Genomic DNA, 20,624 nt, shown 5'->3' with positions numbered 1-20,624 from the left:
CTTTTTCCTCCTATTTTGTTTCTTTATCATTTTGGTCCTTTAACTGTGTAAGAGATGTTGATTCTAATAAACCATTTAGTTCTTTTTTAAGACCATACCAGTTTTTATTTGTATGTGCGGCCAACCATATCTCGTTATTGACTTTTTGAATCCACATGCGGCGATGATTCCAATACATCCCTTGAATCACACCAATCATAAAGATGGCTCCGCCAATTCCTAAAAACCAAAGCGTATAGTCTCTGCGAACGGTTAATCCCGTTACATTTTTCGTCTCCACACCAGCAAAGGTCATTTTATAATCGTTATTTCCTAGCGGCTCCAAGTTCTCTCTAATTCCAACAAAAGCAACTTCCCCTTTTTTATGCTGAGGCGTAATCATTTTAAATACAAAAGCCGGATTGTTAGGCACTCTGGTCTTTGTATTTGGATTTCCTTCATCATCAAAGAAAAAATCTGGAAAGTAACTCATGAGCTTGACTTTATATCCGTTTTTTAAATCATATGTTTCTTTGGGATTATGTAAATCTACTGTAAGTGAACCAACGTTTCTATTTGCATTTTTATCTGTTAAATGGAAAGACATAGAGCTAAACTCATTTAACTTGAAGTCCACTTGATACATGGCATATCCTTCAAACTTAAGCGGCTGATTCACACGAATCTCTGAATCTTTTATTTTCTTTAACTTTGGATCTGCTCCCGGTATAAGCTTTCCTTCACGCTTATACAAACTAACATCCGCTTCATATTTTTTGGCTACTTTATTATTCCCTGCACGATCAATTGCTTCTTGAAACACGGCGCTTTCGCTATCTTTATCATACGTTTCAACAGTAAAACGATGGTTTTTCAAAAAATACTCTCCGTTCGTCCCAGGAATAACTTTTGTTTCACCTTCACGGATCCAAAGAACTTCATCTATATACATACCTGGTACAAATCTAAGCATAGCACCTAGTAAAAAGATAATGAGACCGATATGATTAACGTATGGACCCCATCTTGAAAAGCGTCCTTTTTCAGCCAGCAGATTGCCGTTTTCTTCACGAATAGAGTATCTTCTTTTTTTGATCATGCTTTTTACATGTTCATAATCTTGATCCGTCCACGATGATGAAGTGCTATATAAACGCTGTTTTTTTAAGAAGTTTGGATGTTTTGTTACACTCTGCTTTTTTAGAGCTCGGTACAAAGGCACTACTCGATCTAAACTGCAAATGACTAACGACATTCCTAAAGCAGCAATTAAAAGCAAGTACCACCACGATTCGTAGAGATGATGAAAACCTAACTTATAATAAAGCTCTCCTGTCCATCCATATTCCTTTTGGTAATACTCATCTGCTGTCATATTAGGAGGTATGTAAGCTTCTTGAGGATAAATGGTTCCGACTGCAGACGCAACAAGCGTTACAATAATGATCCAAATACCTACTTTTACAGAAGAGAAAAAATTCCATATTTTATCGATAACTGTTTTATTGTACGTTTGCGATCGCCTTGCGCTTCCTTCATAACGCATATCCACTAATTTATCAGTTGCTTCTTCTGCAATAGGCTTACCACAGGCTTCACACAAAATCGTACCATGCGGGTTAACGTGTCCACATTCACATTTTACGTGTTTCATTGTCAACACTCCCTATGGTTTAATTTCTTCCATATATTCTTTTATTTTAGACTCTTCCAATCCCCCAATAAAACTGTCTACAATCTTTCCGTTTTTATCAATTAAAAATGTAGTCGGCAGAGGATCTATTCCGTATGCACCCAAAACTTGTGAATCTTTATCCATCAAAATTGGAAAAGATAGCCCATACTGTTTAGCAAACTGCTCTACTGCTATATTCGTTTCTGCAACGTTAACAGCTAGAATTTCAACACCTTGCTTTTTATATGAGGCATACTGCTTTTCCATCGCCGGCATCTCTTGTTTACAGGGCTTGCACCATGTTCCCCAAAAATTCAAAAAAACTCCTTTGCCTTTGTAATCTGATAGCTGATGAGTTTCTCCATTAACATCTCTTAATATAAAGTCAGGTGCCTTATCTCCTACCGATACCTTTTGTTTATCAGCAAAAAATTGAGCATAAAGGGTATATCCAACCGCGCACAGCAAAACTGCCAATATAACTGTTCGAATAATCAAGCGCTTTTTTTTCATGGCACGAACTCCTTTTAACCGCTTTCAATACGCTTTTTTCTACCATTATACCATTTTTGTGGTAGTGGCTTTCCAATAATATTTCGACGTTTTTGTGAAGTCTTCCTCTCATTCTACAAGTTCGACATTTTTTCAAAAAACCTTGCTTGTTTTTCTAATTCACGACATTTTTCATAAAAAAAACAGGTAAGTGAAAATTACTTACCTGTTTGAGACATTGAATATAATTGTTTGACTTCATGCGCTGTAAGCTCACGAGCTTCTCCTGCATTTAATCCGCGTAAATCTAAAGGTCCGTAGCGTTCACGTTTTAATTTTAAGACAGAATGCCCAATTGCATCGAACATGCGACGTACTTGACGATTTTTCCCTTCGTGAATCGTCAATTCTACAATTGCCGTCTGCTTGCTTTTATCAATAGAAAGAACTTTTGCACGAGCTGGTGCTGTTTTTCCGTCCTCAAGCATCACACCGCGCTGCAGCTGTCTGATTTTTTCACGACTTGGAATTCCTTTAATTTTAGCCACGTACACTTTGTCCACTTCAAATTTAGGGTGCATTAGCTGATTAGCAAATTCACCGTCGTTTGTTAAAAGAAGTAAACCCGACGTATCATAGTCCAGACGTCCAATGGGATAAATTCTTTCTTCTACATGTGGAAAGAAGTCAACGACTGTTTTTCTTCCCTTGTCGTCGTTAGCAGCTGAAATGATGCCTCTTGGTTTGTATAACATAAAATAAACGGGCGCTTCGCTTTCTACCGGCACTTCGTCTACTTCAATTTTATCGTTAGGACCTACTTTCGTGCCCAATTCTCTTACAACTTTTCCATTTACTTTCACTCGGCCTTGGCCGATTAATTCTTCAGCTTTACGTCTTGATGCTACACCTGCGTGAGCAATTACTTTTTGTAATCGTTCCATTAACACTTCACCTCTTGTAACATCTTACTTGTTTACGAAGTAATACACAAGTGTATTTGCCACTCAGAGGTAGAATTTTCGATTTCTTACCGACCAAACACAAGGATTACAATGACAACTGAGGCAATAATTCCTACCAAATCTGCCAGTAAACCAACCTTCAGTGCATCTCCCATTTTTTTAATGCCAACCGCTCCAAAATAAACCGTTAAAATATAAAATGTGGTATCTGTACTTCCCTGCATGGTCGATGCCAAACGACCGATAAAAGAATCAGGTCCGTATGTAGAAATTAGATCCGTCGTTATACCAAGAGCAGCCGTTCCAGATATCGGTTTGATAAGAGCTAAAGGTACAATTTCAGCCGGAACGCCGACTGCTTGCAGCATAGGTTTTAAAACAGATAAGAAAAAATCAAGGGCTCCTGAAGCTCGAAAAATAGAGATGCTCACTAACATGCCGACTAAGTAAGGAATGATGGAAAAAGCAATTTGTAATCCGTCTTTCCCTCCCTCTACAAACTTTTCATACGTAGGAATTTTTTTATAGGTTCCATAAAGTAAAATACATCCTACGATAAGAGGAATAAACATCAATGATACTTGATTAAGCATAGTCATTTTCGTTTCCCCCCTTTTCGTGTACGTCGATAATAAAAGAAGCGATCAATGATGATAGCTCCTATCGTAGCTACAACAGTTGCTAAAAGCGTGGTACCGACAATTTCAGTAGGATTAGCCGAGTTATACGTAATTCGAATGGCAATAACTGTGGTTGGTATAAGTGTTAAACTGGTTGTGTTAAGTGCTAAAAGTGTGATCATAGAACGGCTTGCTTCGTCTCTATCGTCGTTTAGCTTTTTAAGCTGCTCCATCGCTTTAATGCCAAGAGGAGTTGCCGCATTCCCAAGTCCAAACATATTCGCCATCATATTGGACAATATGTACCCTAGGGCCGGATGATCTTTTGGAACATCAGGAAAAAGTCTTGTAATGATGGGTCGAAACAGTTTCGCTAACTTGTCGAGAAGCCCTGCACTTTGAGCAATATTCATCATCCCTAACCAAAAGACCAGCACGCTGATTAACCCAATGCTGATGGTCACTGCTTCGCCAGCTCCTTGAAAAATTGCTTTGTTTACATCACCAATTTTTCCATTTATAATCGCAAAAACAATTCCAATAATGGTCAGCAGCATCCAAATAATATTAACCATCTGTTTTGGCTCCAGACTGAATAAACATTAATCGCTTCACCTTATCAAAAAAACCTTTTTGCTGCTCGGACTGCTTTTCGAAATAAATTGGAACACTGTCAATCGTCTCTCCACTTCTATAAATATCGAGCTTTCCTACCACATTTGGAACTTCCCCTGTTTCTTTCCACTGCTTTTTAGGCTGAATTAACGTTGTTTTTACTTCTACAGAGCTTTGTTCTTTCTTGGTGAGCGGATAGACGACATTCCGTTTAATATACAGCTGATCTTTATAGAAAGAATCCTTTATATCTGCCAATTCGCCTTTTGCAGCCAAACTGGTCATATCATATTTATCAAATGCATTTTCATACATGGAAATGTGATCGTTCCAATCATCTGGCGCATTAATCGTTACGGCGATTAAATCCATTCCATCTTTTGTAGCAGTTGTCACAAGCGTTCGTTTTGCTAATTTTGTATATCCTGTTTTTCCGCCAGTACAGTATGCATATAGTGTTGTAAGCAGTTTATTTTTGTTTTTCCACACTCGATCCCATTTCTCTTCAGGGTGCTTCATTCGATAGACTTTTGTTCCTGAAATCTCTTTGAAAATTTTATTATTCATTGCATAGCGCATGAGCAGAGCCATATCGTGCGCGGTTGAGCGATGATTTTCATGATCGTCTAATCCATGCGGATTTTGAAATGTTGTATTTGTCATGCCAATTTCTTCTGCTTTTTTATTCATCAAATAAACAAATCCATCTTCGCTTCCTCCAACGGCTTCTGCGATAGCTACAGCAGCATCATTACCTGAACGAAGCATCAATCCATATACTAAATCTTTTAATTTTATTTTTTCACCTTCAACTAAATACACAGAAGAACCTTCAACACCAACTGCGCTGTGGCTCACGGTAACTGTTTTATTTATTTTGCCAGATTCAATCGCCAGTATTGCTGTCATAATTTTTGTAATGCTAGCAATTCGGCTAACTTGATCTGCATTTTTAGCATATAACACTCTCCCTGATTTCTGTTCCATCAAAATAGCACTATGAGCACTTACGCTCCCCGCTGCAGATGATATGGAAGGCCAACCGCTGAGACATAGCAATACAATAAATAGATAGATGATACTTTTTTTGCTTCTTTTCATGTCATCCCCGTCCCTCTACCTGTTTGTACAAGTTTATGCTCGTCTTTTTTGGTTATGAATGAAAAGATTTGTCCATACAAAAAGAACATAGAAAAAACTCTATGTTCTTTTACATTTTCACTTCATTTCTTGAAACGATTGAAAAAACAAATCTGCTTCTTGATCGGTTCCTTCTTGTAATAAATCTTCTGGAAGCGGCGGCAACTCTTCGATACTTTTAAGGCCAAAATAGCCTAAAAATTCTTTTGTCGTTCCGTATAAGATGGCCCGCCCTGCGCCTTCCGCTCGTCCCACTTCCTTTAATAAAACCTTTCCAATTAAAGTTTGAAGAGGCCTTTCCGTTTTCACTCCGCGAATCTCTTCGATTTCAGCTCTTGTAATTGGCTGCTTATACGCTACAATAGCTAACGTTTCAAGTGCTGCTTGTGATAATGATTGATTAGCGGGAGCTTCTACGAGCTTCTCAATATATGGTGCATACTCTTTTTTGGTGACAAGCTGATAGGCCCCTCCTATTTCAACAAGTGTAACTCCTCTGAACTTACACTCCTGCTCTAAGCTCTCCAAAGCACCTTGAATGTCTTCATGAGGCTTTTCTATAATCTCAGCTAACCGGCTAATGGATAGACCTTCATCACCAGAAACAAAAAGTAAGCTCTCAATAATAGCCTGTAGATTATTCGTTGTCATTCCTCTTCATTCCTTTCTCGATACGATACATAAAGCTCGTCTAGATTGTGCTGCTGTTCCACAACGATTTCATTTTCTTTCATTAATTCCAGCACAGCTAAAAACGTTACAACAATATGATCACGCTCTTGATAAGGAAACAGCTGATAAAAACTTTTTTTTCCTTTAAAGGCTTTTAATTCATTCACAATTTCACTCATGCGCTTGTCAATTGGAATGTCTTGCCTTGCTATTTTCGTCTGCATAGGCTTTTTGTTTTGCTTTCGTTTCATCAACTTTTGAAAAGCACTTAGCATATCATAAAGTGATATATCCAACCCTTCATCGTGAGGCTGCGTACGTTCTTCTGCATTTATTTGCACATTACTTGGAGGTTTTGTATACACATGACTTTGGTCTTCTTCCAGCTTTTGAAGCTCTACCGCCGCTTCTTTAAACTTTCGATATTCAATTAAGCGCTGCATCAATTCTTCACGCGGATCTTCTTCATCGACCATTTCAATTTCGTCCATATCTTCTTCATACGTAGGCAGAAGCATTTTACTTTTAATTTGAAGCAAAGTTGCTGCCATGACTAGATATTCACTGGCAACGTCTAGCTGAAGCTCATTCATAGTATGTATAAACATCATATATTGCTCAGTAATTGTCGCTACTGGGATATCGTAAATATCAATTTCAAATCGGTTAATCAAATGCAGAAGAAGATCTAAAGGTCCTTCAAACGCATCTACTTTTACACTATACTCCACTTTTATCTCACCAACACTTTTCAATTGCTTATCATTTCTGCTGCTTTATATAACGTTACTATCATTAGTATAGAGGATTATAGACACATGTCCAATACAAATTAACGTAAAAATAGGTCATTTGCCCATACAAAAAGTTTAAACATACATATGATGTCAAGGTAATAACATTTTGGAATGACTGAAGGAGGAACTCGCATGGGTGAAAAATCTTGTGGATACGGTAGCGGTTTCGCTTTAATTGTTGTACTGTTTATTTTATTAATTATTGTTGGTTGTTCTTGCTTACGCTTCTAACCACACATATTGAATAAAAACAAACGTGTTCTCCATACCTTGAGCACGTTTGTCTCTTTAAAGGCACCGCGCTGATGAATAGCTAACTTTTGTGATACACTACATATAGAGTCTTACCAGGAGGGAACAAGATTGTATTCACAAGCTTATATTGATTATTTAGTTCATTTTCATGGCGACCGGGATTACTTTGAATGTCATGAACTGCTAGAAGAACACTGGAAAAAAGACGAAAGAGGACACCGCAATATTATTTGGGTTGGTCTTATTCAAATTGCTGTTTCACTCTATCATCATCGACGCCAAAATTTCACCGGAGCCGAAAGAACGATGCAAAAGGCGCTGGCAATTTTAACAAAGGAAGAAGAAAATATTGCACAGCTTGGACTTAATTATAGTTCAATGCTTAAACTTCTTCGCAAACAATTAGCTTTAATCGATACCTATCAGCCATATAAAAGTATTAACTTACCCATTGAAGATCCAGCATTATTACGAGCTTGCAAACAAAGAAGCACTGATAAACAGCTTGTCTGGTTATCAGCTTCTAATCTGCAAAATGATGCGATTGTTCATCGTCACAGCACGCGAGATCGGTCAGATGTGATTGCGGAAAGACAAGCGAACTTATTGGCAAAACAAAACAACAGGTAGCGGAAGCTACCTGTTGTTTTATGATGACTAAGATGTGAAAGAAGCTTTTGCACCTTACCTAATCATGCTTTTCTTTATTCATCCGCCTGACACTTTTCATAAAACGGAGCGATGATTTCACTCGGCTTAATTTGTGCAGTCGTATACATTTCTTTAAGAGCTTTAATCATTTTTTTGCCAATGCCCTGTTGGCGGTGTGAAGGGTTTACACTGACGTGTTGAACCTCAATCAAACTTTTATCGAGCATGGAAATGCCAACAATCCCAATAATATCTTCTTCTTGTTTCCAAAGATACAGCTGCCAATGTTCGTTTTGCTCATATTCTTTCATCGTTTGTTGAAGTTTTTTTAAATCTTTTTCCGTAGGTACAAACGATAGAAGACCCATGGCAATTTTTTCATAGTTTCGTTTATAGCGAATAAGCATACGATTCTCCCTCGTCCTCAAACTTTCCTACAAATTAATGCGCTGCGTTTTTTACTGCTTTTATCATACAAAATTTATAAGTAAATAGCAATATTACACAAAAGCTTGTCCTATGTCATGCGTGTATGAGAAACCTAATCTATTACGCTTTTTGAGCTGTTGCGCGAAGAAAAAACGCCGTAACCCCCTGTAAAAGGTTGTTATGACGTTTTATCAGCTAATATCCATTTATAGCAGTATGCTCTTATTCTTCCCAGACTTTTACTTCTTTCATTACGTCGCCATTTTTCATTTTTAACACTGTATCAAGTCCTTCTGTTACTTTCCCAAATACAGTGTGAACACCGTTCAAATGAGGCTGTGGCTCGTGAACAAGAAAGAACTGGCTGCCGCCTGTGTCTTTACCAGCATGTGCCATTGATAGAGAACCCGCTTCATGTTTGTGAGGGTTTCCTTCTGTTTCACATTTAATTGAGTAGCCAGGGCCGCCAGCACCTGTACCAGTTGGATCTCCTCCTTGAGAAACAAATCCAGGGATAACGCGGTGGAACGTTACGCCGTTGTAGAATCCTTCATTAGCTAACTTTTCAAAGTTTTCTACTGTTCCTGGTGCTTCGTTCGGAAATAAATCGATTAGAATTTTTTCGCCATTTTCCATTAAAATACTTGCTTTTTTCATATAAATGACCTCCAATATATGTATTAGTACCGCTATAGGCTCTGTTTTTCCCTATCAAAGCGGCAAAACGTAAAAGTTGTAAGTGCCACCTAGAGGCAGAACACTTACATTTATAAACTCACTCTATTCTACTACAAACAAGCTCATGAATTCAATGAATGCACTTTTTCACTTTCTTCTCGTAGGGCTCTAAATAAAAAATAGTAGTTGTGAGATGAAACTTTTTATAGTATCATCCGTCTAATACAGTGATGGAGATACATAGATTTCATTTTATATAGAAATCTACGCCTCTAGACTGATTTATGGGAAAATGATGAATTGACTCTGTTACTTCAGACCTGCCCGTATTATAATAGGGCAAGTATGGGATTAAAGGAGGAAAAAGGTTTGAAATTAACGATAAAAGCAATGATGGTGACATTAGGTCTTCTTCTATTCCTAACCGCACCCTTAAAAAGTTTTGCAGATGCTGCTCCTGGCGATGTGATTATTACATTAGGTCAGGACTTAACCAGCTCTCAGAAGCAACAGGTATTAAATGACCTTGATGCACCAAGCAATGCTCAAACAGTAACCGTGACAAACCAAGAAGAGCATGAATATTTAGGTGACTTTATTCCAAAGGCTACTATTGGATCTCGTGCTATTTCATCTTCTAGTATTACCCTTGGTTCAAAAGATTCAGGTTTAAGCGTAGCAACTCAAAATATTAATGGTATTACAGACGACATGTATATTAATGCTTTGATGACCGCCGGCGTTAAAGATGCAAAAATCCAGATTACCGCTCCATTTGAAGTATCTGGTACAGCTGCTTTAACAGGTATTATGAAAGCATATGAAGTTCAAACAGATCAAAAAATCCCAGAAGAAGTAAAAAAAGCAGCCAATGAAGAGATGGTCCAGACATCTGAGCTTGGTGAAAAAATCGGTAAAGAAAAAGCAGCGCAGTTTATGGCAACGATTAAAGAAGAAATTGCCAAAGAAAATCCTCAAACAAAGGATGATTTACGCACGTTAATTCAGCGAGTGGCTGATGATTTAGGTATTAAATTAACAGATTCAGAGCTTAATACACTTGTTGATTTTTTCAATCGTTTAAAAGATATGAACATCGATTGGAATCAAGTAAAAGACCAACTTTCCGCGACAAAGGAAAAAGTAACAACATTTCTTCAGTCAGAAGAAGGCCAATCATTTCTTGATAAATTAAAGCAATTCTTTGTTGATATTATTAATGCTATTAAATCGTTATTCTCATAAAAAAAGAGCCTCTTGAACAAGAGGCTCTTTTTTTTACGTTAATCACTCGTTACTTTTTTACCGTCACTTTGTATTTCACGTCATTTTTTACAATGTCTTCATACGTTTCGCGTTTTACGACTAGCTGTGCTTCTCCATCTTCTACGAACACGACAGCTGGCTTTGGCAAACGGTTATAGTGACTTGCCATAGAATAACCGTATGCGCCTGTACAAAACATCGCTAATAAATCATCTGGGTTTGCTTTTGGAAGGTGTACATCCCACATCAGCATATCCCCCGATTCGCAGCACTTACCCGCGATGGATACGAGCTCATCACTCTCATCATTCATTCGGTTGGCAATGACTGCTTCATATTTCGCTTGATACAGCGCCGGACGGATATTGTCGTTCATTCCTCCATCAATCGCTACATATTCGCGTACATTAGGTACATGTTTACGAGAACCGATTGAATACAGGGTCGTTCCAGCATCTCCTACAAGAGAGCGGCCGGGCTCAATCCAAATTTCAGGAATTTCTACCTCTAACTGTTTGGACTGCTTTTTGACCTCTTCTATAATAACTTCCACATACTGCGAAACAGGAATAGGCTGATCTTCTTCCGTATACCGAATGCCAAAGCCGCCGCCTAAATTTAATACTTGCGGAACAAATTCTATACGTTGTTTCCACTCTTTCATTTTTGCAAAAAGCTTTTGAGTCGCCATAATAAATCCGGTTGTTTCAAAAATTTGCGATCCTATATGACAGTGAATACCTAAAAGTTCTAGCCCTTTGCTTTTCTGCACGAGACGAACTGCTTCGTCTGCCTGACCGTTTTGAAGGTCAAATCCGAACTTAGAATCTTCCTGCCCTGTCAAAATATAATCATGTGTATGAGCTTCGATTCCGGGTGTTAATCTGAGAAGAACAGGCATCTTTTTTTGATACTTTTCCGTTATTTCCTGAAGCAATGCAATTTCATAAAAATTATCAACTACAATGCATCCTACATCTTCTTTGACGGCCATTTCTAGTTCTGCTCGGCTTTTATTGTTTCCATGAAAATGAATCCGTTCTTTCGGAAAGTCAGCTGCTAAAGCGGTATACAGTTCTCCTCCCGAAACAACGTCTAACGAAAGACCTTCTTCATGAACAACTTGGACCATGGCAATTGTAGAAAAAGCTTTGCTTGCATAAGCGACCTGTGCTTTTACCCCATGCTTTTCAAATGTTTCTTTAAATCCTCTAGCACGCTGCCGAATTAAAGCCACGTCATATACGTAAAGAGGTGTCCCAAAATTTGATGCTAATTCAACCGTATCAACTCCACCAATTTCAAGATGACCCTGCTTATTTATGCGACTTGTTCCGTGTAAAAACATGTTTAGACCCCGTTCCTGTGTATAGTGTAAAAAAGACAGTTAACGGCAATTCGCTGCTAACTGTCTAAATATTTATTATTTTCCATATTTAAAACAAATCTATCACATCTTCATACAGGTTTCAACCACATATTTTGTTTAAGGTTTTGCAGGCTGGCGGTCTTTGTCCTGCGGATGTACAATACTAGGACGCGGATTTGCTCCAGGAACCGGTGTGCGAATGAGAATCTGCCATAAAGCCTGCGGATTGAATGGAAGAAACGGCCACAAATAGGGCGTATTCAACGATTTTAGTCGCGCCATATAGAGAATGATACACGTTGTTGCAATAAGAAACCCTGGAGTATGAAAGGCCGCCACAAAAATTAACAAAAATAATCGCAGCATTTTATTTGCTACTGCTAACTCATAGCTTGGCGTTGCGAATGAACCAATTGCTGCAATAGCTACATACAAAATAACCTCCGGAACAAAGAGACCTACATCAATAGCAATTTGTCCAATAAGCGCGGCGGCAATCAAGCCCATCGCCGTGGCGAGCGGCGTCGGCGTATGAATCGCCGCCATCCTCAGAAATTCAATCCCAAAATCAGCTAGGAAAATTTGAACAACAGTTGGAATATTTGTTGCTTCGTTTGGTCCAATAAACTGCAATTTTGACGGCAGCAAGTCTGGCTCAAGTACAAATAACAGCCATAACGGTAATAAGAAAAGAGAAGCAAGAATTCCTAAAAACCGTATCCAGCGTATAAACGTACCGACAGAAGGAGCCTGCCTGTATTCTTCTGCATGCTGCACGTGATGAAACAAAGTAGTTGGCGTAATAATAACGCTTGGAGACGTATCGGTAATAATGATCACATGCCCTTCTAGTACATGAGCTGCTGCTGTGTCCGGACGTTCTGTATAGCGTACCATTGGAAAAGGATTAATTCCTTGTTTGACTAAAAACTCTTCAATTGATTTGTCAGCCATCGGCAAACCATCTATATCAATTGCTTCCAGTTCATCTTTTATCAGTTTAACCAGCCCTGGATCAGCTACGCCATTTATGTACCCAATCGCTACGTCCAGTTTTGATCGTTCGCCTACCTTCATAATTTCAAAACGAAATCTTCCGTCACGAATTCGTCTTCTTGTTAACGCAGTATTGATAATGATGTTTTCAGTGTATCCATCTCTTGCTCCGCGAATTACTTTCTCTGTATCCGCTTCTTCAGGGGATCTGCCAGGATATGTACGCACATCGACTTCAAAGCCAACTTCTTCACCGTCAATTAAAACGAATAGCAGTCCTGATAAAACCGACACCATTCCATCATCCAGCGTCTTTAAAGGCTTGACTTGCTGATGAATAAGACGGTTTTCAACAATATCCTTTAGCTTTGCCCGTTCAACTTCATTATCATTAATTTGAACGAGGACTTTGGTAATTTCAATAATAAATGAACTATCGCACAGTCCTGTTACATAGTAAACGTGAACTTCTCGATCCAAAATAAGTAGTTTACGCACGCCCACATCAAAACTTGTGTTCATACTAGCGTTTTCTTTGAACCACTGATCGTTTTTTTGTACTTTCGAAAAAATAGCTGTTTTCTGCTCTGCTAGCTTATCCAAACGAACCGCTCCTTTCTAAAATAAGTCTTGCTGCTTTTTCTGTAATAGGACATCCCAGTTTAACATCATCCATCCTAGCCATTTTGCCGATATCGCCTATTCCTACAACTAAGGGAATATCGAGCTGATCCAAGCAGTAAACTGTATCTCCATTAATTCGTCCGACTTCTAACTCTTGAATTCCGCTTTTATCCACGCCGTAATGCGATATTTCCCCAAAACGATCAATGGTCACATCCACTCTTGTCCATTCGCTTTGATGAGTACGTGATGCAACAGCAATCACTCCAAGAACTTCTACTTGAGGATGCTTTGCTACATGGAGCAAAGCAATTTCCCCAGGTCCTTCCTCTAAGAAACCGCTATCGTCAAACATCACAAAGACGGGGTCATATGGTGCTTGAAGAATTAAATCTACTGTTTGACTGCCTGTTAACGTAGTAGGGTTTCCATATGACCTCGAAATGCATCTGCCACCAACCGATTTGGCTACATGCTCAATGGCTTTGCGCGCATATTCATCCCCATCGGTTACAATAATGACCCTTCTTTTTTTCATAACCTTTTATCCTTTCGGTTTAAAGATTAACGCAATAATAAAAGCAAATAAAATAGCTGCTGAAATTCCAGCCGAGGTAAGTTCAAAAATCCCAATCCCAATCCCAATAAATCCGTGGTCATCGGCTTGCTTCATCGCTCCGTGCAGCAAAGAATGACCAAAGCTTGTAATTGGAACCGTCGCTCCGGCGCCAGCAAATTCAATTAACTTATCATAAAGACCAAATCCATCTAAAATCGCTCCTGCAACTACAAACGAACTCATAACATGCGCTGGAGTAAGCTTAGCAAGATCAAGCAGCAGCTGCCCAATAACGCAAATGATTCCTCCTACAGCAAAAGCTATTACATACTCCATTGATCATCCCCCCTCCCCAATATGTTCTAAGACGACGCCATGAGCAATTGTTGGAATTGACTCTTTTTGCTGAATCATCGTTGGACTTAAAAGAGCTCCTGTTGCCACCATAAACACTTTCTTTAAGTTTCCTGATTTTAATTCATTTAAAATATGCCCATATGTGACAATAGCCGAGCAGCCGCAGCCGCTTCCTCCTGCAAATACATTTTGATCAGGGCGGTATACCATTAATCCGCAATCATTATGATTGGTTGATATATCGTAGCCTTCGTCTTTGAGCAGCTGTTTTAAGATTGGACTGCCTACACCAGATAAATCTCCTGTTAAAATAAGATCATACTCGCTTGGAGCGATGTTTAAGTCTTCCAAATGCCTTTGAATGGTATCTGCAGCAGCTGGTGCCATAGCAGAACCCATATCGTTTGCATTTTTAATCCCGTAATCCATTACCCGACCAATCGTTGCAGACGTGAGACGCACAATACCTTTTTCTTTCGAGACTAGCGCTGCCCCCGCTCCCGTAATGGTTGCCGTTGCTGTATCTGGTTTTTGTCCTCCGTACTCGGTAGGATTTCGAAATTGACGCTCAGCTGTTGCGTTATGACTGCTCGCTGATGCAATAACACGATTAGCAAACCCAGCATCTACAAGAGCTGCTCCCGTTGCTAATGTTTCCATCGATGTGGAACAAGCGCCAAACATGCATAGAAATGGAATTTGGTTATGTCGGGCTACAAAATTAGCCGTTACGTTTTGATTTAATAAATCTCCAGCCAAAAACAAATCAACGTCTTCATAGGATAAATTTATTTTTTGCAAGCAGGAATCAATGGACTCCGTCATCAGTCTTCTTTCAGCTAACTCCCAGTTGTCTTCTTCACAGTGCAAATCTTTATGTGTAATATCAAATGTTTCTCCCAACGGTCCATCTGCTTCTTTTGGCCCTACTGCTGTTCCTGTAGCATTAATGTAAATAGGATTTTCATAAACCCACGTTTGCTTTCCAGTTTTTCTCATAATCCCCCTCTTTTCATAGCAAATAAGTTTTAAAAAGGTAGCGAATGATTCCTACAACGTAAGCCGAAACCGTTCCAAATACAATGACGTTTCCAGCCAGCTTGAACATGTTGGTCGCAACTCCGAGAACAATTCCTTCACTTCGATGTTCCAGCGCTGCACTCGTCATGGAATTGGCAAAACCCGTAACAGGAACGGCTGAACCTGCGCCTGCGAATTGACCGATACGATCGTATATCCCAAACCCGGTTAAGAGCGCAGATATTAAAATAAGGGTTGCAACGGTAGGATTACCTGCATTTTTTTCATTAAAGTCAAAAAATGCAATATAGAAATTTTGAATTGCCTGTCCTAATGTACAAATGATCCCCCCTACCAAAAAGGCTTTTAGGCAATTTGCCACATATGAAGGTTTAGGCTGAAATGGTTTAATACTTTCTTGATAGTTATCTTTTAATTTTTGATTATTTGCCACGTTACATACATCCTTTTCTTATTGATTAACAAAATAAATCCAATGAAATAATGATCCGCATACTTTGCCTAGTACAATGGCCATTAGCAATAAAATAAGCTTGCCTTCCATCCCTATCCGTTTCGTTAACGTCGGCAATACATTAAGCACTTCTGTTAACGCTGCTGCCAGCATCCCAATAAAAATACCGCTCGTTAGACCTATGATCATAATAAGCACCGCAGGAAACTGCCACGTGTATTGATGAAGACTGCACCAACCGCCTGTAACAGCACCACCCACCACTCCCCATTCATATGCTTGAATGTATTTCATGGTTTTGGTCAGCTGCATCAAACGCGGAATAATGCCCAGCACCGTTAAAAATGCTACAAACCCAGCACCTGCAGCCAGTCCTCCCGCAAGTCCAATTACAATGGTCATCACAATGTTAATGATCATCAATTTTTTTCATACTTTCTTTATTCTCGTGCATAATGACGTATTGATCTAAGTCTTGCTGGTAATTAAACATTTCGACTTCGAGAGGACTAGGCTCTTCATTAATTCGTTTTCTAAAGACGTGGTTAAAAAACAGAATCATTCCCAGGCCTAAACCGATAGAGTAAGGCACTTGAATCAGCAAAGGCTGCTTATCTCTCAGACCGGTCAGCATATAGAACAATTTTTGATGTACTTGTCTCATACTCACATCTTCGTGAAAGTTCATAATTGCTAAAGCAGCTCCGATGAAGAGAAGAAACCAAACAGCTAGAAAAAACAAAAAGGAATATTGTTTCTTTTTATACACGACCTCTACAATCGTTTGAGCGGGTCCAATCGTCTGAATGTCTAAATGCGGATACTGAGAGGCAACTTTTTCAATTACCTTCATTAAATCAACAATGATAATATTTCGATCACTCATACTTACTTGGTATACAATGAGCTTTTCAATTTGCTTTTGAACAGAATCTCCTGCTATAACCATTGCTAATTGTCCAATATTTACAGCCTCATCAGGTTTTACTTGAATACGATGCCTCATTTTAAGATAAAGAACGTTTTCCATTCATATCACACCTTACGATTCATTATCTCCCTGTACGTGTAGTATGGATTTTCTTAAATTTTCTAATTCACGTTTCTGAACAGACCATTAATTACCAAATAAAAAAAGCAATCCGTTTCACTATTCTTCTTTGAATAGCAAAACGGATTGCTTCTTAAGTATTACGTATCATTCATATGCAGCTTCATTTGTTTTAAGATTTTCTTCTCAAGCCTCGATACCTGAACCTGGGAAATTCCCAGCCTTGCGGCCACTTCGGACTGAGTTTGATCTTTGTAATACCTCAAATAGACAATGAGCTTTTCACGCTCATCAAGTTCTTCAATTGCTTCTTTTAAGGCAATTTTATCAAACCACTTCGCTTCCGTATGATCAGCAATTTGGTCAAGAAGGGTAATTGGATCTCCATCATTTTCATAGACGGTCTCGTGAATAGACGAAGGAGCACGATTAGCTTCTTGAGCTAGCACTACTTCTTCAGGAGTGAGATCCAAATGTTCTGCAACCTCAGCGACTGTAGGGACGCGTCCAAGTAATTTGGAAAGCTCGTCTTTGGCTTTACGTATTTTATTGCTCATTTCTTTTAGAGAGCGGCTAACCTTTACCGTGCCATCATCACGAATAAATCGCTGAATTTCACCAATAATCATTGGAACAGCATATGTTGAAAATTTAACATCATACGATAAGTCAAATTTATCAACGGACTTTAATAGCCCTATACATCCAATTTGAAATAAATCATCGGGCTCATAACCACGGTTAATAAAACGTTGAACAACCGACCAAACGAGCCGCATATTTTTTTGGACGATTGTATCTCGTGCAATTTGATCACCTTGCTGACTGCGCTTGATGAGGTCTTTAACTTCATGATCCTTTAAATACGGTTCGTTTTTATTTTTTTTGACCTCCACATCCATTGGCAAGTCTCCTTAATTACATAGCGCTTTACTATTTGTTAAGTGCTTTTTTAAATATAAGGTCGTACCTTCTAATACAGTAGACTCCACTCGAATTTCGTCCATAAAGTTTTCCATTATGGTAAAACCCATCCCAGAACGTTCTAGATCTGGTTTCGTTGTGTATAAAGGCTGCTTGGCTTCATCTACGTTATCGATACCAATTCCTTCATCACGAATCATCAGCTCGACTACACCGTCTTCATGAAGCGTCACAGAAATATATACCACACCATCCGGATTGCTTTCATAGCCGTGAATAATAGCATTTGTTACTGCTTCAGATACGACTGTTTTAATTTCTGTTAACTCATCCATTGTTGGATCTAACTGCGTAATAAATGATGCTACCGTGACGCGGGCAAACGATTCATTTTGACTAAGCGCGGAAAATTGGAGGTTCATTTGATTTTTCATTATGCCACCCCCAATTTTTGAAGCGCATTTTCTTCATTAGGTTCAAAACGAATAATTTTAAATAAGCCTGACATATTAAACAAACGTTCTACGGCAGGAGAAATAGCGCATACAACCATTTCCCCGCCGTTATTATGAACCTGTTTATATCTCCCTAAAATAACCCCCAAGCCAGAGCTGTCCATAAAGGTTAAATGCTGTAAATTTAAAATCAAATGGCTGATAGATTCCCTCTCTATCGCTTCGGTGATTTTGCTTCTTAGCTCTTCTGCCGTATGATGATCTAATTCTCCTGTTAATCGAACCAACAAGACATCTTGTTTGAATTCCAATTCAATCGAAAGACTCACTATACAAACCTCCTCGGAAATCTTATAGTCAGTCTTTCGCTGCCGACAGAATAGAATCCTTCTCACCGACAAAACTAGTTCTATTTCGTCACATTTAGCTGTTTACGATGTTTGAGAGAAAATAGAGAATGTACGTTTGAATATCTTCCACCAAGAAGCAGCATCGATATCTTCTTTTGCAAGAAGCGGTGAAGAACTAACTACTTTGTTATCCTTCTTAATGGTCAACATACCAATTTTGTCGCCTTTTTGAATAGGCGCATTTAGCTTCTCGTTCATTTTCACTTCTGTTTTAACGTCTTTGGCTGCATTTCCTTTTTTCAATAAAACAGAAATAGGCTCGGACGTAACAGCTGTTACCTGATCTTCGCTACCCTTATTTACATCTATCTTAGTAATAACGTCTCCTTTTTTGTATAAAGGCTTCGTTGTATATTGACTGAATGCGTAGTCTAACATTTTGGTTACTTGATTATTGCGATCTTTTGGCGTGCTTGCACCGAATACAACGGCTAAGACACGCATATTTCCTTTTTTAGCGGTAGCTGTCAGACAATACTTAGCTTGACCTGTAAATCCAGTTTTGAGTCCATCAACGCCGGGATAAAACTTCACTAAGCGATTTGTATTTACTAACCAAAACTTCTTATCTGTATCCGTGCGCAAATAAGCTTCGTATTTACTTGTATAGTTAATAATTTTTTCATACTTTAGCAGCTCTCTGCCCATCATGGCCATATCATGAGCTGTACTATAGTGATTTTCTACGGGCAGGCCTGTCGGATTTTGAAATTTTGTATGAGTCAAACCAAGCTCTTTCGCTTTTTGGTTCATCTTTGCTACAAATTTTTCTTCTGATCCAGCTAAATATTCAGCCATTGCCATAGAAGCATCGTTACCAGAACCTATTGCAATTCCTTTTAGCAAATCATTTACCGTCATTTCTTCACCGGGCTCTAAAAAGATTTGTGAGCCTCCCATTGAAGCGGCATATTCACTTGCCCGCACTTTATCTTTTAAGGTAATTTTCCCTTTATCCAAAGCCTCCATAATTAAAATCATTGTCATAATTTTAGTCATACTGGCAGGGGGAAGTTCTTGATTACTATTTTTTTCGTATAGAATTTTTCCTGTATCCCGTTCAATTAAAATAGCTGACCTAGCACTGTCAGCGAGCTCAGAATTCTTTTTTTCTGCGGCTAAAACAGGTTGCGTCATAAGTGGAAATAAAAATATGACAACGAGTAACTTTACAATAGTTCGCTTCATCTCCACAAACCTCCATTCTTTATACAACCTATTTTTTCCAAGGTATAATCGATTTATACTAAGGGAAATAAAAAAAGCATCGAGAAATTCTCGATGCTTGAAGCCATATTTTCTTCTTATTTTTGATAAGCTGGAAGCTGCTTTACTACTTCTTTTACAAGCGATAAAAACTGCTGTTTTACTTTTTCAGTCGTTTCAATCACTTCTTCATGATTTAACGGCTGATCTAAAATACCAGCTGCCATATTAGAAATACAAGAAATACCTAGTACTTTCATACCTGCATGGCGTGCCACAATAACTTCTGGCACTGTAGACATACCGACCGCGTCTCCCCCGATAATGCGAAGCATGCGCACTTCAGCAGGCGTTTCGTATGTTGGACCTGTATTTCCTACATATACACCTTCTTGTAAGGCGATATTTAAATCAGCTCCTACTTTCTTCGCTAATTGACGAAGATCCTTGCAGTAAGCAGTTGACATATCCGGGAACCTCACTCCAAAATCAGAGTCATTAGGTCCAATCAAAGGGTTGGTTCCAAAGTTATTAATATGATCAGAAATAATCATTAAGTCTCCTGCATTAAAGGATTCGTTCACTCCGCCTGCTGCATTCGTTACAATCAACGTTTCTACACCGATTTCTTTCATTACGCGCACTGGAAATGTTACTTTATCAAGGGCGTACCCTTCATAAAAGTGAAAACGTCCTTGCATAGCTACAACCGGTACGTCATAAATGGTACCTATTACTAATTGACCTGCGTGACCTTCAACTGTTGAAACCGGGAACTCAGGAATGTCGTTATACGGAATTTTTACCGCACCTTCAATTTCGTCAGCTAATACCCCTAGTCCAGAACCTAAAATAAGCCCAATTGTTGGTGTAACAGCTGATTGATTTTTAATATATGCTGCTGCTTTTTCAATATATTCTTTTTTCATACTCCATTCCCCCTG

At 38.8% G+C, this 20,624-nt stretch carries 26 protein-coding genes; 3 read left to right on the top strand and 23 right to left on the bottom strand.

Features of this window, described 5'->3' with window-relative positions:
• Positions 1 to 10 precede the first annotated feature (10 nt).
• The 8 genes from resB to AC2YJL_RS02655 form a co-directional block, all read right to left on the bottom strand.
• Positions 11 to 1,633, bottom strand: coding sequence for a cytochrome c biogenesis protein ResB (gene resB, locus AC2YJL_RS02690; RefSeq protein WP_230933551.1), 1,623 nt, complete (start codon positions 1,631 to 1,633; stop codon positions 11 to 13).
• Between the two features lie 12 nt (positions 1,634 to 1,645).
• A complete protein-coding gene (gene resA, locus AC2YJL_RS02685; protein ID WP_014458314.1) occupies positions 1,646 to 2,167 on the bottom strand; it encodes a thiol-disulfide oxidoreductase ResA in 522 nt (173 codons plus the stop codon).
• Positions 2,168 to 2,364: 197 nt separating this feature from the next.
• Entirely contained in the window at positions 2,365 to 3,090 is a 726-nt protein-coding gene (locus AC2YJL_RS02680; protein ID WP_034649024.1) for a pseudouridine synthase, read from the bottom strand.
• Between the two features lie 86 nt (positions 3,091 to 3,176).
• A complete protein-coding gene (locus tag AC2YJL_RS02675) occupies positions 3,177 to 3,710 on the bottom strand; it encodes a spore maturation protein (protein WP_013084923.1) in 534 nt (177 codons plus the stop codon).
• Positions 3,707 to 4,306: a nucleoside recognition domain-containing protein gene (locus AC2YJL_RS02670; protein ID WP_050688201.1), complete on the bottom strand. Its 600-nt coding sequence runs from the start codon at positions 4,304 to 4,306 to the stop codon at positions 3,707 to 3,709. Before AC2YJL_RS02670 ends, AC2YJL_RS02675 begins: the two co-directional genes overlap by 4 nt.
• Positions 4,299 to 5,447, bottom strand: coding sequence for a D-alanyl-D-alanine carboxypeptidase family protein (locus tag AC2YJL_RS02665; RefSeq protein ID WP_043976335.1), 1,149 nt, complete (start codon positions 5,445 to 5,447; stop codon positions 4,299 to 4,301). The genes AC2YJL_RS02670 and AC2YJL_RS02665 overlap by 8 nt, the downstream gene beginning before the upstream one ends.
• 117 nt (positions 5,448 to 5,564) lie before the next feature.
• Complete coding sequence (gene scpB, locus AC2YJL_RS02660) at positions 5,565 to 6,137, bottom strand: SMC-Scp complex subunit ScpB (RefSeq protein WP_013059059.1); 573 nt, start codon at positions 6,135 to 6,137, stop codon at positions 5,565 to 5,567.
• Entirely contained in the window at positions 6,134 to 6,889 is a 756-nt protein-coding gene (locus AC2YJL_RS02655) for a segregation/condensation protein A (protein ID WP_251568791.1), read from the bottom strand. Before AC2YJL_RS02655 ends, scpB begins: the two co-directional genes overlap by 4 nt.
• Before the next feature lie 198 nt (positions 6,890 to 7,087).
• Between AC2YJL_RS02655 and AC2YJL_RS02650 the strand changes: the two genes are divergently transcribed.
• On the top strand, positions 7,088 to 7,186 hold the full coding sequence (locus AC2YJL_RS02650) for a YjcZ family sporulation protein (protein ID WP_170836726.1): 99 nt from the start codon (positions 7,088 to 7,090) through the stop codon (positions 7,184 to 7,186).
• A 132-nt stretch (positions 7,187 to 7,318) separates the two neighbouring features.
• Positions 7,319 to 7,840, top strand: a complete 522-nt coding sequence (locus AC2YJL_RS02645) for a DUF309 domain-containing protein (protein ID WP_230933555.1) — start codon at positions 7,319 to 7,321, stop codon at positions 7,838 to 7,840.
• A gap of 74 nt (positions 7,841 to 7,914) precedes the next feature.
• Here the strand turns inward: AC2YJL_RS02645 and AC2YJL_RS02640 are convergent, their stop codons facing one another.
• Together AC2YJL_RS02640 and AC2YJL_RS02635 are read right to left on the bottom strand one after the other, a co-directional pair.
• Entirely contained in the window at positions 7,915 to 8,268 is a 354-nt protein-coding gene (locus tag AC2YJL_RS02640; protein WP_013059063.1) for a GNAT family N-acetyltransferase, read from the bottom strand.
• A 244-nt stretch (positions 8,269 to 8,512) separates the two neighbouring features.
• A complete protein-coding gene (locus tag AC2YJL_RS02635; RefSeq protein WP_013059064.1) occupies positions 8,513 to 8,947 on the bottom strand; it encodes a peptidylprolyl isomerase in 435 nt (144 codons plus the stop codon).
• Between the two features lie 390 nt (positions 8,948 to 9,337).
• Between AC2YJL_RS02635 and AC2YJL_RS02630 the strand changes: the two genes are divergently transcribed.
• A complete protein-coding gene (locus AC2YJL_RS02630) occupies positions 9,338 to 10,213 on the top strand; it encodes a DUF1002 domain-containing protein (RefSeq protein WP_230933557.1) in 876 nt (291 codons plus the stop codon).
• Positions 10,214 to 10,262: 49 nt separating this feature from the next.
• Here AC2YJL_RS02630 and lysA read toward each other — a convergent pair whose 3' ends face one another.
• The 13 genes from lysA to AC2YJL_RS02565 all read right to left on the bottom strand — a co-directional run bounded on the left by lysA (position 10,263) and on the right by AC2YJL_RS02565 (position 20,609).
• Positions 10,263 to 11,582, bottom strand: a complete 1,320-nt coding sequence (lysA, locus tag AC2YJL_RS02625; RefSeq protein ID WP_071270802.1) for a diaminopimelate decarboxylase — start codon at positions 11,580 to 11,582, stop codon at positions 10,263 to 10,265.
• A gap of 138 nt (positions 11,583 to 11,720) precedes the next feature.
• The gene (locus tag AC2YJL_RS02620; protein WP_045292948.1) at positions 11,721 to 13,202 is read right to left on the bottom strand and encodes a spore germination protein; all 1,482 of its coding nucleotides are present in this window, start codon (positions 13,200 to 13,202) and stop codon (positions 11,721 to 11,723) included.
• Positions 13,195 to 13,761 (bottom strand): stage V sporulation protein SpoVABEA, encoded by a 567-nt coding sequence (spoVAEA, locus tag AC2YJL_RS02615; RefSeq protein ID WP_071270796.1) that lies wholly within the window; start codon positions 13,759 to 13,761, stop codon positions 13,195 to 13,197. The genes AC2YJL_RS02620 and spoVAEA overlap by 8 nt, the downstream gene beginning before the upstream one ends.
• A gap of 6 nt (positions 13,762 to 13,767) precedes the next feature.
• On the bottom strand, positions 13,768 to 14,118 hold the full coding sequence (gene spoVAE / locus AC2YJL_RS02610) for a stage V sporulation protein AE (RefSeq protein WP_013059069.1): 351 nt from the start codon (positions 14,116 to 14,118) through the stop codon (positions 13,768 to 13,770).
• A 3-nt stretch (positions 14,119 to 14,121) separates the two neighbouring features.
• Complete coding sequence (gene spoVAD, locus AC2YJL_RS02605; RefSeq protein WP_043976324.1) at positions 14,122 to 15,138, bottom strand: stage V sporulation protein AD; 1,017 nt, start codon at positions 15,136 to 15,138, stop codon at positions 14,122 to 14,124.
• Between the two features lie 13 nt (positions 15,139 to 15,151).
• Positions 15,152 to 15,613 (bottom strand): stage V sporulation protein AC, encoded by a 462-nt coding sequence (gene spoVAC, locus AC2YJL_RS02600; RefSeq protein ID WP_028411545.1) that lies wholly within the window; start codon positions 15,611 to 15,613, stop codon positions 15,152 to 15,154.
• An 18-nt stretch (positions 15,614 to 15,631) separates the two neighbouring features.
• Complete coding sequence (locus tag AC2YJL_RS02595) at positions 15,632 to 16,054, bottom strand: stage V sporulation protein AB (RefSeq protein ID WP_014458301.1); 423 nt, start codon at positions 16,052 to 16,054, stop codon at positions 15,632 to 15,634.
• A complete protein-coding gene (locus AC2YJL_RS02590) occupies positions 16,044 to 16,664 on the bottom strand; it encodes a stage V sporulation protein AA (protein ID WP_045292952.1) in 621 nt (206 codons plus the stop codon). The genes AC2YJL_RS02595 and AC2YJL_RS02590 overlap by 11 nt, the downstream gene beginning before the upstream one ends.
• Before the next feature lie 161 nt (positions 16,665 to 16,825).
• Positions 16,826 to 17,587, bottom strand: a complete 762-nt coding sequence (sigF, locus tag AC2YJL_RS02585) for an RNA polymerase sporulation sigma factor SigF (RefSeq protein WP_013059074.1) — start codon at positions 17,585 to 17,587, stop codon at positions 16,826 to 16,828.
• Between the two features lie 12 nt (positions 17,588 to 17,599).
• The gene (gene spoIIAB, locus AC2YJL_RS02580; protein ID WP_013084935.1) at positions 17,600 to 18,043 is read right to left on the bottom strand and encodes an anti-sigma F factor; all 444 of its coding nucleotides are present in this window, start codon (positions 18,041 to 18,043) and stop codon (positions 17,600 to 17,602) included.
• On the bottom strand, positions 18,043 to 18,393 hold the full coding sequence (gene spoIIAA / locus AC2YJL_RS02575) for an anti-sigma F factor antagonist (protein WP_116514821.1): 351 nt from the start codon (positions 18,391 to 18,393) through the stop codon (positions 18,043 to 18,045). Before spoIIAA ends, spoIIAB begins: the two co-directional genes overlap by 1 nt.
• Before the next feature lie 102 nt (positions 18,394 to 18,495).
• Positions 18,496 to 19,662, bottom strand: a complete 1,167-nt coding sequence (locus tag AC2YJL_RS02570; protein WP_025750447.1) for a D-alanyl-D-alanine carboxypeptidase family protein — start codon at positions 19,660 to 19,662, stop codon at positions 18,496 to 18,498.
• Positions 19,663 to 19,778: 116 nt separating this feature from the next.
• A complete protein-coding gene (locus AC2YJL_RS02565; RefSeq protein WP_230933559.1) occupies positions 19,779 to 20,609 on the bottom strand; it encodes a purine-nucleoside phosphorylase in 831 nt (276 codons plus the stop codon).
• Positions 20,610 to 20,624: the final 15 nt, after the last annotated feature.

The organism is Priestia sp. SRI_019 (genome assembly GCF_057586255.1).
This window is presented reverse-complemented; position numbering and strand designations above follow the sequence as displayed.

Excerpts from the sequence above, each read along its gene's own strand:
- AC2YJL_RS02590 (WP_045292952.1), bottom strand. The coding sequence starts at position 16,664 with ATGGAAAACGTTCTTTATCTTAAAATGAGGCATCGTATTCAAGTAAAA.
- resB (WP_230933551.1), bottom strand. The coding sequence starts at position 1,633 with ATGAAACACGTAAAATGTGAATGTGGACACGTTAACCCGCATGGTACG.
- AC2YJL_RS02670 (WP_050688201.1), bottom strand. The coding sequence starts at position 4,306 with ATGGTTAATATTATTTGGATGCTGCTGACCATTATTGGAATTGTTTTT.
- AC2YJL_RS02640 (WP_013059063.1), bottom strand. The coding sequence starts at position 8,268 with ATGCTTATTCGCTATAAACGAAACTATGAAAAAATTGCCATGGGTCTT.
- AC2YJL_RS02570 (WP_025750447.1), bottom strand. The coding sequence starts at position 19,662 with ATGAAGCGAACTATTGTAAAGTTACTCGTTGTCATATTTTTATTTCCA.
- lysA (WP_071270802.1), bottom strand. The coding sequence starts at position 11,582 with ATGTTTTTACACGGAACAAGTCGCATAAATAAGCAGGGTCATCTTGAA.
- AC2YJL_RS02675 (WP_013084923.1), bottom strand. The coding sequence starts at position 3,710 with ATGACTATGCTTAATCAAGTATCATTGATGTTTATTCCTCTTATCGTA.
- spoVAD (WP_043976324.1), bottom strand. The coding sequence starts at position 15,138 with ATGAGAAAAACTGGAAAGCAAACGTGGGTTTATGAAAATCCTATTTAC.
- resA (WP_014458314.1), bottom strand. The coding sequence starts at position 2,167 with ATGAAAAAAAAGCGCTTGATTATTCGAACAGTTATATTGGCAGTTTTG.
- AC2YJL_RS02680 (WP_034649024.1), bottom strand. The coding sequence starts at position 3,090 with ATGGAACGATTACAAAAAGTAATTGCTCACGCAGGTGTAGCATCAAGA.
- spoVAEA (WP_071270796.1), bottom strand. The coding sequence starts at position 13,761 with ATGAAAAAAAGAAGGGTCATTATTGTAACCGATGGGGATGAATATGCG.
- spoVAE (WP_013059069.1), bottom strand. The coding sequence starts at position 14,118 with ATGGAGTATGTAATAGCTTTTGCTGTAGGAGGAATCATTTGCGTTATT.
- AC2YJL_RS02635 (WP_013059064.1), bottom strand. The coding sequence starts at position 8,947 with ATGAAAAAAGCAAGTATTTTAATGGAAAATGGCGAAAAAATTCTAATC.
- AC2YJL_RS02650 (WP_170836726.1), top strand. The coding sequence starts at position 7,088 with ATGGGTGAAAAATCTTGTGGATACGGTAGCGGTTTCGCTTTAATTGTT.
- AC2YJL_RS02595 (WP_014458301.1), bottom strand. The coding sequence starts at position 16,054 with ATGATCATTAACATTGTGATGACCATTGTAATTGGACTTGCGGGAGGA.
- AC2YJL_RS02665 (WP_043976335.1), bottom strand. The coding sequence starts at position 5,447 with ATGAAAAGAAGCAAAAAAAGTATCATCTATCTATTTATTGTATTGCTA.
- scpB (WP_013059059.1), bottom strand. The coding sequence starts at position 6,137 with ATGACAACGAATAATCTACAGGCTATTATTGAGAGCTTACTTTTTGTT.
- spoIIAB (WP_013084935.1), bottom strand. The coding sequence starts at position 18,043 with ATGAAAAATCAAATGAACCTCCAATTTTCCGCGCTTAGTCAAAATGAA.
- AC2YJL_RS02565 (WP_230933559.1), bottom strand. The coding sequence starts at position 20,609 with ATGAAAAAAGAATATATTGAAAAAGCAGCAGCATATATTAAAAATCAA.
- sigF (WP_013059074.1), bottom strand. The coding sequence starts at position 17,587 with ATGGATGTGGAGGTCAAAAAAAATAAAAACGAACCGTATTTAAAGGAT.